This window comes from Shewanella algae (assembly GCF_009183365.2).
GTDB classification, from domain to species: Bacteria; Pseudomonadota; Gammaproteobacteria; order Enterobacterales; family Shewanellaceae; genus Shewanella; species Shewanella algae.
The window spans coordinates 4,639,521-4,653,458 of record NZ_CP068230.1; the positions used below are offsets into that span (position 1 = coordinate 4,639,521).

Here is a 13,938-nt window from a genome sequence, read left to right on the forward strand (position 1 = left end):
GCAGATGAACCATATTGACTTTGAAAAACTGGATATTCTTAGTCTTTCCATTCTTGTTAGCTTATATGAGAACAAGTCTGCAACACATGTTTCAAAAATTCTAAATGTACCCGCACCAAAAATAAGCCGTTGTTTAAAAACTGCCAGATCTATTTTTGGTAACGAGCTATTTTTAAGAAAGAAGTATGGCCTTATTCCAAATGAATTTGCAGCTAAGGTTTACCCTATTGCCAAAGAAATAGTCGACTGTGCCAAGGGCTTCAATCATCTTGGAAACCCAACCTTGGCAGGAAACAAAAACTTCGAGCTGGTCACCCCCGGGCTGATATCCTACGCCTACCCAAAAGCCTTGATGCAGGCCATTAAACAACAGAACAAGCAGTTGCATATCAATTTGAACTCCTGGGGCTGCAACTCATTGCAAGGAATAATAGACGGCAACATCAGTGCCGGGCTTTGCAGTTGCCATTACCCGCAGGATTTGCTGGCAATCGGCAATAAGTTACAGATAGAAGCCTTGAGAAAGCTGGATAGCCTTTACCTTATCTGCAACAAGAATCATCCGCTGTTGTCCCGTGAACTGACACTGGAAACCATAGCCGAGTATCCCTATATCAATACAGACCTGGGCCTTGGGCCCAACAGCCTGAGCCCATTTGAAGACTACTGCCGGATCAACAATCTGGATTTGAATGTCGAGATGACCATCACCGGCATCTCCTCCCTGAGTGCCTATCTGGAAGCCTCACAGGCGGTGGCTTTGGTGCCCTATAAGGCAGTATTCGATCTGCTGGGCGAAGAACCCCTGCTACACCTTTGCAAACTGTCGGAAATGGAAACAACCCGGCTGTTCAATGTCACTGAGCCACTGACTCTGACACTGCTCAGCCCCAGCGGCCAGCAAGACCCGGATCTGGAATGGATTCGCTCACAACTGCGTTTGGTGAGCGGAACCTTGCTGTAGGCTTGCCACATCAATCTGAACCCGATCTCAGCCGATCTTTGGCCTTGAGGTATACAGACAGATTTGCCCAAGAGTTCATACAATAGCGCTGCCAAAAGCGGTACACTAATGAGCATTCGATACTGGGTAAGCTGTTTATGCAAATCAATTCTCACGCCGAACTCAATCTCCTTTGGGGTTCCCTCATACTTGAAGAGCTGGCACGCCTTGGGGCTCAGCATGTGTGCATGGCGCCGGGCTCCCGCTCCACGCCCCTGACGCTGGCAGCCGCCCGCCAGGACAAACTAAAACAACACCTGCACTTCGATGAGCGTGGACTGGGCTTTATGGCGCTCGGGCTCGCCAAGGCCAGTCGGGCTCCGGTGGCCATTATCACCACCTCGGGTACGGCCGTTGCCAACCTGTATCCGGCCATCGTTGAGGCCTGGTTGACTCAAGTCCCCTTGGTCGTGCTTTCCGGCGACAGACCGCCTGAGCTGATAGCTTGCGGCGCCAACCAAGCCATACTCCAACCGGCGATTTTCGGCCAATATGCCAAGCAGTTGAACCTGCCGACACCGGATCTGGCCATAGCCCCTCAGGCACTGCTGACTCAGATTGATGAAGCCGTGGCCAACCAAAGCATGCCGGTCCACATCAATTGTATGTATCGTGAGCCGCTGTACCCAAGCAGCCTGGATGCCCCCAGAAGCCAGGCCATAGAGCACTACCTGCAACCTTTGGCGAGCTGGCAACAGGCAAGCACACCCTATAACCAATATGCAGCTGTAGGCATGGGACAAGTCCCCAGTTGGGATACCATGGCGCGTTTTGTTCACGGCAAGGGTATTATCATTGCCGGCACCCTGGATAGTGCCGATAATCCACAAAAGTTGGTCGAACTGGCCAGCAAACTCGGTTGGCCGCTGCTGACAGATGCCCAGTCTCAGCTGCGTCAACATCCTGCCGCGATAGGCAATGTCGACCAACTGCTGCTCAACCCCAAGGGCCGAGCCCTGCTGCAACAGGCCGACCGGGCACTGGTGTTTGGTGGACGCCTGCTGTCGAAACGCCTGATAAGTTATCTGGAACAGCAGAACTGGCACCAATATTGGCAAGTATTGCCGCAGCAGATGCGCCTGGATCCCAGCCATAAACCCAAGCAGATCTGGCTGGCAGAGCTACAGCAGATAGCCGCGCTTGAGTGGCCACGCTCGTCCTCCGCCAATTGGGCGCTGGAGCTCACCGCCCAGAATGAGGCGCTCAATGAGCTCTTTGTACGCCAAATCGATAACGGCGAGTTCGGTGAGGCCCAGGTGATCAGGGCCATAGCGGCAATCCGAACCGGCGAGCAGCAGCTTTTTATCGGTAACAGTTTGCCGGTGCGACTTTATGATATGTTCGCGCCCATCAGTTGCTGCGCCGCCATCACCTATACCAACCGCGGCGCTTCGGGGATAGATGGCCTGCTGGCCAGTGCCTGTGGCGTCGCCAACCACAAGGGCCAGGCCACCACCTTGGTACTCGGCGATCTATCGGCGCTGCACGACCTCAACTCTCTGGCGCTGGCACGCCAGGCTCAGGGGCCATTGGTGATAGTGATACTCAACAATGATGGCGGTAATATCTTCAATATTCTGCCGGTACCGGATGAGCAAGTAAGGGCTCACTATTATCGATTAAGCCACGGGCTGGAGTTTGGTTATGGTGCGGCCATGTTTGGCCTGCCCTACAATAGGGTGGAAGACTTCCAGGGCTTTATGGATGCCTACAGTGAAGCGCTCAACTATAACGGCGCCTCGGTTATTGAGGTTTGCATCAGCCAAACCCAGGCCAGCGACCAGATAGCCAGCATAGGCCAATGGGTAAAGCAAAGCTGATGTTAGCCACAACGACTCAGGGTTCAGCAACCCAGCCGCCTTTGGTGCTGCTGCACGGTTTTCTCGGCAGCAGCCATGATTGGCGCGAGTTGCTGCCGCACCTGAGTCAGGACTACTACTGTATTGCGGTCGATCTCCCGGGCCATGGCCGCAGCTGTGATATCCAAATCGACAGCCCGGGCTTCAGTGACTGTGTTGCCTTGCTGCGTCATACACTGCTCAAGGCTGGCATCCCACGCTTTCACTTATTGGGATACTCGCTTGGTGGCCGTATCGCGCTGCATCTAGCTCAAACCTGGCCCGAGGCGCTGCTGAGCCTGCATCTTGAGTCCTGTCATCCTGGCCTGTTATCCCATGATGAACGCCGGCAGAGGGCGATGGCCGATAAGCTGTGGGCCGAACGTTTTAACACTATGCCGATTGAACAAGTGCTGGCCCTCTGGTATCAGCAAGCGGTATTTGCCGACCTATCAAGCGCCGAGCGTGAACGTTTAATCGAAAAACGCCGCCATCAGCAGCCGCTTGGCCTAATCAACTGTTACCAGGCCACCTCACTGGCACTGCAACAGGATCTGCGCCAGGTGCCGGCCAAGCTTGCCTGCCCAAGCCACTACTACCTAGGGGAGCAGGATGCCAAGTTTAGCGCTCTCGCCAAGGCCTGGCAGCCACAAGCCGGATTCAAGCTGCATACCATTGCCGATGCGGGCCATAATAGCCATCAGGCCCAACCCGGCGCTTTTGCCACGGCGCTCAAAGGCGCCCTGAACGCGATTTCAAGGGGTGAATGATGCATCCAGACTCACTGTCACTGGCCCGCTATAGGCTACCGCTGGAAACCTCACTACCTGTGGGCAAGCAAAGAATCGAACAGAGAGCCGGGCTGGTTATCAAAGCCAGTTGCGGCAATGAAAAGCATTTTGTGGAAGTCGCCCCCTTGAGCGGCCTTGATGCCAACGGCGAGCCACTGCTGGGTTTCAGCCGTGAATCGCTGGCGGAGGTGACAGAAGCAGCCTTGGCGCTGATGCCAGCACTGGCAGCCAAAGAGCTGGAGTTGAGTCAGGCGGCCGATGCCTGTCAGTATCCCTCGCTCGCCTGGGGGCTAAGTCTGCTCGATGCCAAACTCAAAGGACAACTGCCACAGCGCTGGTCGGCCTTTGAAACCATCCCGCTCATCTATCACAGGGAAGAAGAGCCACTGGCGCTGCTGCAACAAAGGCTGGCGGCACTTCCCGATACGGTTCTCAGAGCCAAGATCAAGGTCGCCCAGACCAGCATGGAGCAAGAGCTCAGACTGATCCATGCTGTATTGGCCGCCAAACCTCATCTCAAACTCAGGCTGGATGCCAATCAGGGCTTTGAGTATCAGCAAGCAGTGGATTTTTGCGCTTGTCTGCCCAAGGCCAGCATTGAATATATTGAGGAACCCTGCCGCCGCGCCGACGATAACCCGGCCCTATTCAAGGCCACAGGGATCCGCTATGCCCTGGATGAAAGTCTGCTGCAAAGTGAGTTTATACCTGACGGCAATGACTTCGCGAGCGGTCTGACCGCGCTGGTGCTTAAACCCATGTTGCTCGGCAGCTTAACCAGACTGCAAACCCTGATCGAACAGGCCGAAGCGGCCGGCGTACGCGCCCTATTGAGTTCCAGCCTGGAATCTTCTTTGGGAATTGCCGATCTGGAGGCGGTCAGTGCCCTCTTGACCCCCAACGAAGCCCCCGGACTGGATACTCTGGCGCCTTTCGGACGCGATATTATTGTCGGCCAAGGCCACAAACCCTGTCTAGACTTTGCTGAGCTGGAACTCTTGGGTCAGTGGCCCTGTCTGTAACCGCCAAGCTCTGACAGCCTCTGTAACCAGCAATCTCAGTAACAGGAAAGCGCATGACCTACTCGCCCCTTCACCTTAGTGGCCAACAGACTCCAGATGCCATCGCCTTGGTAGAGGGCGGTATCAGCCATAGTTATCAGGCAGTAAGCCGGCAAGTATTGGCGCTCGGCGCTAAGCTTCGAGCCTTGGGGTTGCAGCGCGGGGATAAACTGGCCTGTGTGGCCGCTAACTGCCGCGAGCTGATGTTGTTGTATTGGGCTTGTTTGGATCTGGGGCTGCTCTTTTGCCCGCTGTCACCCAAGTTTCCGGATAGTCAGCTCCAGGAGCTGCTTGAACGTTTACATATTCGCTTTATCTGGTGTCCGGATAACGCCAGGAATGAGCTTTGGCAAACGCGGGATATCACCCGAGTGCAGGCGGATTTTGCCATTCTCGAATCGAATGGTATCCCAGCCGAGATAGCCACTGTCTCGGCCGATACGCCGCTCAATATTATTCTTACCTCGGGCTCCAGTGGCTGCCCCAAGGCCGCAGTCCACTGCCTTAACAACCATATCGCCAACGCCAATGGCAGTCGGCAGTTGATCCCCTTGGCAAGTGGTGATGCCTGGTTACTCTCGCTGCCGCTGTTCCATATCGGTGGCCTGGCAATTCTCAATCGCTGCGCCCTGGCGGCCGCAGCCGTGGTGCTGCCGGATAATAAGCTGACTATGGCGGCGCAGTTAAAGCGTGATGCCATCACTCATCTCTCGTTGGTGGCCACCCAATTGCAACGCCTGTTGGACGACAGCCCCGAAAGCCTTATGGGGGTAAAGTGCCTGCTACTCGGCGGCGGCGCCATAGGCCAAGGCCTGCTGGACAGGCTATCCCCCTTGAAGGTGAAAGCCTTTACCAGTTACGGCATGACAGAGATGGGCTCGCAAATCACAACGGGAATGGCCCGCAGCGACGGCAGCAGTGGCCGCCTGTTACCCGGGCGCGAGCTCAAAATAGAACAGGGAGTTATCTGGGTCAGGGGCGAGACCCTGTTCATGGGTTACCTGCAGCCGGATGGCAGCATAGTTAAAGAGACCCAAGACGGTTGGTTCTGCACCAAGGACAAAGGCTTTTGGAGCCAGGATGGGCTACTGCATATTCAGGGGCGGGTCGACAATATGTTTATCTGCGGCGGCGAGAATATTCAACCGGAAGAGGTGGAAGCGGCGCTGAAACGGCACCCTGCCATCCTGGATGCCATCGTCTTTGGTGAAGATAACCCCGAGTTTGGTTTACTGCCGGCCGCCATTTTGCGATATCGAAGCATAGAAGTACCGAGCGAAGCCGAGTTGACCGCCTTCCTGGCAGACAAGCTGGCCCGCTTTAAACGCCCGAGGCACTATTATCCCTGGCCGCAACAGGTTGCAGATGGGCTCAAGGTGCAGCGTAAACAGCTTATTGCGGCTGTCAGCTCAGCCGCGAAGCCTTAGGGTCTGGCTATTCAAAAAACGCTTGCAAAAATCGGCTTCACTCAAGGGCTTGGAAAAGTAGAATCCCTGCCCCAGGTTGCAGCCAAGATTTTGCAGCAATCTGAGCTGTGCCTCGGTCTCAATACCTTCAACCACCAGTTGCATGTCGAGCGAGTCAGATAATGCAATTACACTGGAAATCGCCGCCTTGCATCTGGGCTCGCTATCCAGGCCAGCCACAAAACAGGCATCCAGTTTCATTTGTGAAAAAGGCAGCTCACACAGACGAGCCATAGAAGAATAAGCTGCACCAAAGTCGTCAATGGCCAGTTCACAACCCAACATGCGTAAACGGATCAGGTTTTCCATATTGAGGGCCGGTGCCGAGATAAGCCCGGACTCGGTGATCTCTATGGTGACCAATTTCGGTGGCAACTTGTAGTCACGGATCAACTTGGAGATCTGATATACCAGCTCAGTGGAGTTCAGTTGAGAGATATCCAGGTTATAGGCCAGCGACAAGCGATAATCTTGTTCCAGCAATTGCTTTTGCAGCCTTATCCCCTGGCGGAATAGCTGCAGAAACATTTCATCCAGCAGCCCATAGCGGATCAAAGGCTCAATAAACAGTGCCGGACTCAAGAGACCAAATACGGGATGATTCCAGCGCGCCAAGACTTCGGCGCCTTCAATCTGCAAATCAGATACGTGGAACTTGGGCTGGTAAAAGCCGACAAACTGCTGATCCATAACTGCATCCTTGAAGTCTTTGAAATTCAAAGATACCCAGTCTGTTTGTCTTTCAGGCTCAAGCGTTTGCTGACGAGGTTCGTTCAACTCGCGATAACGGCAAATCATTGAGCTCAGGTTTTCAATTGTGGGAGACTTGGCCAAGTCTCCCAAATATTGAAACCCCAACAGTTTAACCATCTGCGATACTGCCCGGCGCAGATCTCTGTCCACATCGCTATAGAGCGCTACGGCACGAATTTTAAACCTAGTCCTTGCCTGACGCAGAAATGACAGTCCATCGGTTCCGGCCATCATCAGGTCGCAGATGACTATGTCGACTTCGCGATTCTGAGTTAACCAAGAGAAGGCTGCAGTTGCACTGCCGAAACTAACAACATCCACACAGGCCAACGACTTGAGATTATGCTCCAGCACAGTGCGTTGAAACGGATGATCCTCAAGAATCAGTACCCTGAGTTTATTCATGAGTCTGCCTATAGAAGTAATAATGGTTCAGGCAACTACTTATTTAGGTTAAGTCGGCCAACGGAAAACTTGCATGCAATAAGGCATTCAGAGTTACAAATATCAAGAAAAAGTGACGCCAAAACTCATAAAAATCATTTATGCAAACAAGATTAATAAAGCTTCATCTAAAGCAAGATTCAGGTCACGGAAATCAATATGAAGTTCCGTTTACAGCCTCGAAGCATGCGCATATTCTACCCGAGCTTCTCAATCGAAAAGTCTGAAATGCCAGTAAGAATCGTCTTACTTACATAGGCCTTGTAAGCCGTCAGACTGTTTTCACTGAGAACAGATGAAGAGTAATTGAAAACATGAAGAACGTTATTATTGTTGATGATCATCCCGTTGTGGTTATGGCGATAAGGATCATGCTGGAACAAAATGGATTTCATGTTATAGCCACTACAGATAATGGGGTAGATGCCCTGAAACTCATTCGGGAACACAGGCCTGATGCCGTGATTCTGGATATAGGTATTCCCCAACTCGACGGATTGGAGGTGATTAATCGCCTCAATAATCTGGCACTTCCACCCAAGGTTTTAGTACTGACAGCACAGCCATCTGAATACTTCGTGACTCGCTGCATTCATGCTGGTGCCTCAGGGTTTGTTTCAAAACAGGAAGATCTGACGGAAGTCTTGGGAGCTCTGCGGGCGGTATTGTCTGGATATTCCTATTTCCCCAATATCGCCAGCATGCAGCGCAATCAGGGTAATCAGTTGGCCGAGGCCGATAAGCTGGCCAAGCTTTCCGGTAGAGAAATGATGGTATTGCAGCAATTGGCCAATGGCCTTTCCAACAAGGAGATTGCCGACCGTATGTTGCTAAGCAATAAAACCATCAGCACCTACAAGACCCGGCTATTGGAGAAGCTTAACGCCCGAACCTTGGTTGATCTCATTGAGATATCAAAGCGAAATCAAATTATATGAATACAGCACCTCTTATCCGGGTGCTTTATCTGATATTGGTTTGTTGTTTTGTGGTTTCACCACAAGCAAAAAGCGATGAAACTCACCCGCTGACACTCTTTGGCCACACCACCCTAGGTGAGGTCGAAGTGCAACTGTCCGATGAACAATGGGACTGGCTGCAGACACAGAAAACAATTCGAGTGGGGATCTCCACACCTGACTACCCTCCATTTGATATGACAATGGACGGCAGTAGTGACTTCTACGAAGGCTTGAGTGCAGATTACCTACAGGTTCTTTCTGAAGTTCTGAGAGTCAAAATAGAGCTGCATTTCTTCAATTCACGGCAAAATGCCATCGCTGCTGTGAAGGCCGGTGAACTGGATCTGCTAACCACGTCCAACCGCTACGAAGAGTTTCATGAGTTGCAGTTGAGCCATGCCTATATTGATGATGTACCTGTGCTTTATGTTTCGGAAAAACTATCGGCAACAGAAGCCCCGACTCGTATCGCCATGGCTTATGATTATCTACCGGATGCCGAAGTCAGTAAGCTGTTTCCAGACGCCGAACTAATCTGCTATCCCTCAAGACAACAAGCGGTTGCCGCTGCGGTTTTCGGTCAAGCAGATGGTGTAGTTACCGATCTGTTCTCTGCCAACTATATGGTAAACAACAGCTTTTCAAAGAAGCTGCTGCTGAGAACCTTATTGCCGATAGATAGTCGGGGCATCAGTTTTGCGCTAAAGCCAGAGAATCAGACTCTCAGAGAAATCATCAACAGCGCGTTGCAACAGCTCCCGGCAAGTGAGCATTGGGCGATCAAAAAGCGCTGGAGCGGCGGTGGTGTCACGCAACTCACAGGTAAGCACCGTATTGAGTTAACCGAAGCAGAACAAAAATGGCTTAAGCAACACCAACCCATTAGAGTGGTGGCAAACCAGTTCAATGCTCCGATGACCTATTTCGATCAGAACCGCAACCTGCACGGTTTTGCCGCCGACGTACTCGAAGTGATTAAACTGTACAGTGGTATGGAAACCGTTGTCATCAAGACACAAAATTTCAAGGAGATGGAAGAGTACCTTAAGTATAACAGCGCTGATTTGGCACTGTTTTCACCTTCGGAGAAACGCAAGCGGCAATTCCTGTTCAGTAAGGAATTTGCCAGAGCAAGCTTTGTGCTGATCTCCCGCAAGGAAGACAACATCTCCGTAAATAAAGCCAATTTAAAAGTCGCCTTACCGACGGCACATATTTCCAATGAAATGCTGCCCAAGGCTCTTCCTCAAGCGCAGATCATTTTGGTGAATAACTACCTGGATGCCATGGACGCTACCGCTAAAGGAAAAGTCGATGCCACAGTAGCACCACTTGCTATGGCCGATTACTACATCAATCACTACTTCAGCGAACAGCTCAAGATAGAGAGAGTTCTCGACGGTGTATTGCCGGCAACAGCGGCCTTTGCCACCAGTAAAAGGAATCCCGAGCTGATCAGTATTCTGAATAAGATTCTGGCAGCGATTCCCGCAGATGAATTGCAATCCATGGAAAACCGTTGGCGCCGCAACGCTATGCCAGGCCAAGAAACCTGGCGAGACTACAAGTACACCATATATACAATAACCATAGCCTCAATTCTGTTGATTCTGGCATCCTTGGTATGGGCCTGGTTTACCCGTAGCCACTATATCAAGAGACTCAATGCCAAGCAGGAGCTCAAGGAACAACTGGTATTCATGCAAGAGGTGGTCGACAGCATCCCCCACCCAATCTATGTTCGTGATATTAACCGTCGCCTAATTCTGTGCAACGAAAGCTACCAGCGAGTCTTTCGGACGTCCAAAGAAGACGCCTTGTATAAAACGGCCATGGAAGGCGTGCATCGGGTATTGGAAGCGCCCGATATCGACAAGGAATACCAATCGTCCATCAGAGAAAACCGTGCATTCTATCGCGATAGAAAAATGCATATTGATGGCCAATCCATGGATATCTATCATTGGTTTCAGCCCTACAGAGGAGAACAGGGTCAAATACAGGGGATAGTTGGCGGTTGGATTGATGTCAGTGACAGGGTCAAACTCATGGAGCAACTGACCCAGGCTAAAGATATGGCCGACGGTGCCAGTAAGGCCAAGACCCAGTTTCTCGCGACCATGAGCCACGAGATCCGCACGCCAATGAATGCCATCATAGGACTACTCGAGCTATCACTGAAACGTGCCCAAGATAATCAATTTGATTTCAACTCTATCCGGGTCGCTTACGACTCAGCCAAGGGCTTGTTGGACCTTATTGGCGACATTCTTGATGTCGTACGTATCGAGGCTGGGCAGCTGAGCCTCAATCCAGTTCAAGTTGAGCTGAAACAGACGCTTGACTCAGTGATCCGAATTTTTGACGGTATCGCCATCCAAAAAGGATTGGCATTAACATTGGAGTTTGACTCTGAACTACCCAAATATGTTCAGTTGGATCCCCTCAGAGTCAAGCAGATACTTTCCAACTTGATAGGCAATGCGATCAAGTTTACCGATCAAGGGCATATCGAAGTCACTGCACAAAAAGAGCTGGATGCAGAGGAAAAGGCACAGCTACTCCTCAGAGTCGCAGATACAGGTATAGGTATTCCAATTGAAGAGCAACAAAAGCTGTTCCGCCCATTTGCCCAAGTTCATAACGGTGCCCATAACAAGGGAGGAACCGGCTTGGGACTCATGATATGTCGCTCACTTTGCGACATGATGGGTGGCACACTCAGTATGATGAGCGAACCCGGGCAGGGAACTTGCATCAGCATGCGCATACCCTTATTGGCTGCCGAAACTCATCTATTTGGGGAGAACAAGGCCAACTCTACCGCCGATGTTATCCCCTCGATTCAAGCGCAACACGTATTGATCGTTGATGATCATCCAGCCAATCGACTGCTGTTATCTCAACAACTAAGGTACTTGGGCCACACCGTAGAAGAAGCCAATGATGGCAAAGAAGCACTAAAGCTTTTTAGCCAACACTCCTACAAGATTGTCATCACCGACTGCAACATGCCCGAAATGGATGGCTATGAGTTGAGTCGCCGCTTGAGACAACTGGAGCAAAATCAGAACTTATCCCCGGCTGTATTGCTGGGTTATACCGCCAATGCCCAACTGGAGGCCAAACGGGCCTGCATTGACGCCGGCATGAATGATTGTCTGTTCAAACCCATAAGTTTGGAAGAGCTACAGCAAAAACTGAACAGTTTCAGAAATCTACTGAATCAGGAAGGCCCAAGGCAGAGTTTCCTGCCCAGCTCCCTAGATAAACTCACAGGAGGTAACAAGCAACTGACTGAGCAATTATTGCAGGAGTTATTGAGTGCCAACGAGGCCGATCTTGCCAGGATACAATCAGCAGTACACAACTGTGAGCTTGATGAAGCCAAGAGCATTGCTCACAAAATCAAAGGCGCAGCCAAGATCATTGCCGCTACCGCCATAGTCACTCTATGTGAGCAGTTGGAGCATAGCGAAACAACCGAAAATGCCTGTGTGCATCTGGCCAAGTTGACGGTTGCAATTACGCGTCTGGCCAGTGAAATCAAGGAATTCTTGGCGGCCGGTAACTAACGACAGCATTATGGAAAGTGGGCTACAAGGCCACTTTCCATAACTGCTCGACCCCATAATCATCCAGGTAATAGATAGATGCTGATTGAGCCAATGGCCTAATCGGCAGTTCCAAGCTCTCGCTGGAAAATGGCGCCAGCATTTGTGGTTGCAGAGGGGGAGTCTGGTTATCTAATTCAATGCGGGTGATGGTCAGAAAAAATGGGCCTTGATTGTTAATTTGCAGTTTGCCTTCACGCCAATCAAGTTTAACAGATTCAATCATATTGACCGCTTTGGCACTCAAAGATTCCGGACGGAAAAACAACTTCATTTGAGTACGCATGGTCAGTAACACCAATTGCTCGGCACTACTTCCTTGTATCAAAGGTTTGGGCGGCACCTCGTAAATATTAAGCCAGTAGAGACTTTCTCTATCTTCCGGTAAATCTTCTCTCACTCGTACCAATCGAATACTTCGCTGCTCGCCGGCAGCCAGATTAAAAATGGCGGGTAAAGATATTACCGGCGCATAAGTTGCTTTATCCGGTGTACTGCCAGGGTTACCATCATCAATCCACAGCTGCACCAACACAGGATAATCATTGAGGTTCGCCAGCTGTAGCGATTGTTGCGGCTTTGCGGCCTCATATACTACCCGAGAAACCTCTGCTGTAACCCCTCCCCAAGCCAACTGAGGCACGCAGAAAATTAGCCAACCCAGGCTATTGAACCCGAATAAATACTTCAGCAGTCGCATAAACTTTTCCAGGCGTAGGTGCCGTATTCTCATCCAAAGCAGTGAGATACACATTATAAACTTCCAGATACTCGTCAGATACGGTTCCTGTGCCGATTTTCTCTCCCTGCAAAGCATACCAACCATCAATATTACCGCCATACATAATATTCTCGTCACTCAGCCAATTCATTGGTGAACCATCAGACTTGGCAAGTTCAATACCAACGCCTGCCGCTACCGAAGGATCGGTTCCATAGCCGTGACTGAGCAAATGAGTAACACCATAACCTGAAGTCTTGAGACCGGCTGATTCAGCGGCTAAATAAGCTTCCACACTTACTTTAAAGCCTACGGCATTCTGATTCGCACCAACTCCATAAGCAGCCCCCTGCTGACAGTTGTAAGTTAAACTCAATTGCCCTGCTGCTTTCTCACCTCTTCTCAGAGCTTCGACTGAAATAGTGGGAAAAAGCACATAAGGCGTAACACTCTTGAAGGCACACATCTTGGTTCTTCTGATCACGAGTTGATTATGAATGGAAATATTTCCAGGGAAATTAGCATACCAACCTGTGTAGCAGGTCGAAGAAGGTTTCCCCTCGTCACAACCAGTAATGCCAGGCCCAACAAAGGTGGTGTAACCAAGGGGGCCTAGATAGGTATAGCTATAGTTATAACCGGTTCCAGGGTTACCTGAGGGAGTATCCGTAATCGGAGGGTATGATATTTTGATCAGCTCAACAGACATATTGCTGAAGTTCTTTGCCTTTACCAATATTTTACCTTGGTCGTCGGTATCCAAATTTGTCAGCTTCCGATAACGCCAATATCGGTTTAAATACTCACCGGTAGTGTCATTCTTAACTCTAAAGCCAATACGCTGACTATTGAGCACGTAAGTATCCGCAGGGACCCCGGCTTCAGTCACTAACCGGCGCCCACTATAATAATCATCTCCGTTGTTCGAATAACTTTCATATAGGCTGTCAACATCTGAGGCATCACAGCGATACAGCACTTGCTCAGGGTCAAACCCACCACTCTGTCCATACTGAGTCATTGGCGCGCCGGTAGACTGTGCCAAAACAGTACCTATCGGCTGAAAATCGTTATCTGTAATGCCAATGATATTTTGAATACCCACCAAACCATGGTTGGAGTCATGACCACCACTCCAAACAGCCGCTTTACCGTAAGCCGGATTCACATAGTAAACACTTGTTGGTCCGTATCCTCCAGTGTGACTGATTCGATAACAGGTTGCCTGAACAGGCTGAAATAAACCGCATATGAATAAGAGCAAGAGCGTTTTTTTAGTCATATT

At 50.7% G+C, this 13,938-nt stretch carries 10 protein-coding genes; 7 read left to right on the plus strand and 3 right to left on the minus strand.

What is annotated here, in order from left to right:
- Window positions 1-283 precede the first annotated feature (283 nt).
- The 5 genes from E1N14_RS20665 to menE all read left to right on the plus strand — a co-directional run bounded on the left by E1N14_RS20665 (window position 284) and on the right by menE (window position 6,120).
- Window positions 284-964, plus strand: coding sequence for a LysR family transcriptional regulator substrate-binding protein (locus E1N14_RS20665; RefSeq protein WP_157771182.1), 681 nt, complete (start codon window positions 284-286; stop codon window positions 962-964).
- A gap of 137 nt (window positions 965-1,101) precedes the next feature.
- Complete coding sequence (menD, locus tag E1N14_RS20670; protein WP_062793407.1) at window positions 1,102-2,823, plus strand: 2-succinyl-5-enolpyruvyl-6-hydroxy-3-cyclohexene-1-carboxylic-acid synthase; 1,722 nt, start codon at window positions 1,102-1,104, stop codon at window positions 2,821-2,823.
- Window positions 2,823-3,611, plus strand: a complete 789-nt coding sequence (menH, locus tag E1N14_RS20675; protein WP_025010741.1) for a 2-succinyl-6-hydroxy-2,4-cyclohexadiene-1-carboxylate synthase — start codon at window positions 2,823-2,825, stop codon at window positions 3,609-3,611. The genes menD and menH overlap by 1 nt, the downstream gene beginning before the upstream one ends.
- A complete protein-coding gene (menC, locus tag E1N14_RS20680) occupies window positions 3,611-4,654 on the plus strand; it encodes an o-succinylbenzoate synthase (protein WP_025010740.1) in 1,044 nt (347 codons plus the stop codon). Before menH ends, menC begins: the two co-directional genes overlap by 1 nt.
- Window positions 4,655-4,707: 53 nt before the next feature.
- Window positions 4,708-6,120 (plus strand): o-succinylbenzoate--CoA ligase, encoded by a 1,413-nt coding sequence (gene menE / locus E1N14_RS20685; protein WP_062793408.1) that lies wholly within the window; start codon window positions 4,708-4,710, stop codon window positions 6,118-6,120.
- Here menE and E1N14_RS20690 read toward each other — a convergent pair.
- Window positions 6,103-7,317, minus strand: coding sequence for an EAL domain-containing response regulator (locus E1N14_RS20690; protein WP_025010739.1), 1,215 nt, complete (start codon window positions 7,315-7,317; stop codon window positions 6,103-6,105). The two genes, menE and E1N14_RS20690, sit on opposite strands and share 18 nt — an antisense overlap.
- 353 nt (window positions 7,318-7,670) lie before the next feature.
- Between E1N14_RS20690 and E1N14_RS20695 the strand changes: the two genes are divergently transcribed.
- Together E1N14_RS20695 and E1N14_RS20700 are read left to right on the plus strand one after the other, a co-directional pair.
- Entirely contained in the window at window positions 7,671-8,294 is a 624-nt protein-coding gene (locus E1N14_RS20695) for a response regulator transcription factor (RefSeq protein WP_025010738.1), read from the plus strand.
- The gene (locus tag E1N14_RS20700) at window positions 8,291-11,893 is read left to right on the plus strand and encodes an ATP-binding protein (protein ID WP_062793409.1); all 3,603 of its coding nucleotides are present in this window, start codon (window positions 8,291-8,293) and stop codon (window positions 11,891-11,893) included. The genes E1N14_RS20695 and E1N14_RS20700 overlap by 4 nt, the downstream gene beginning before the upstream one ends.
- A 22-nt stretch (window positions 11,894-11,915) precedes the next feature.
- Here E1N14_RS20700 and E1N14_RS20705 read toward each other — a convergent pair whose 3' ends face one another.
- Window positions 11,916-12,632, minus strand: a complete 717-nt coding sequence (locus E1N14_RS20705) for a fimbrial biogenesis chaperone (RefSeq protein ID WP_025010737.1) — start codon at window positions 12,630-12,632, stop codon at window positions 11,916-11,918.
- Window positions 12,598-13,935, minus strand: a complete 1,338-nt coding sequence (locus tag E1N14_RS20710) for a fimbrial protein (protein WP_037437076.1) — start codon at window positions 13,933-13,935, stop codon at window positions 12,598-12,600. Before E1N14_RS20710 ends, E1N14_RS20705 begins: the two co-directional genes overlap by 35 nt.
- Between the last annotated feature and the right edge of the window lie 3 nt (window positions 13,936-13,938).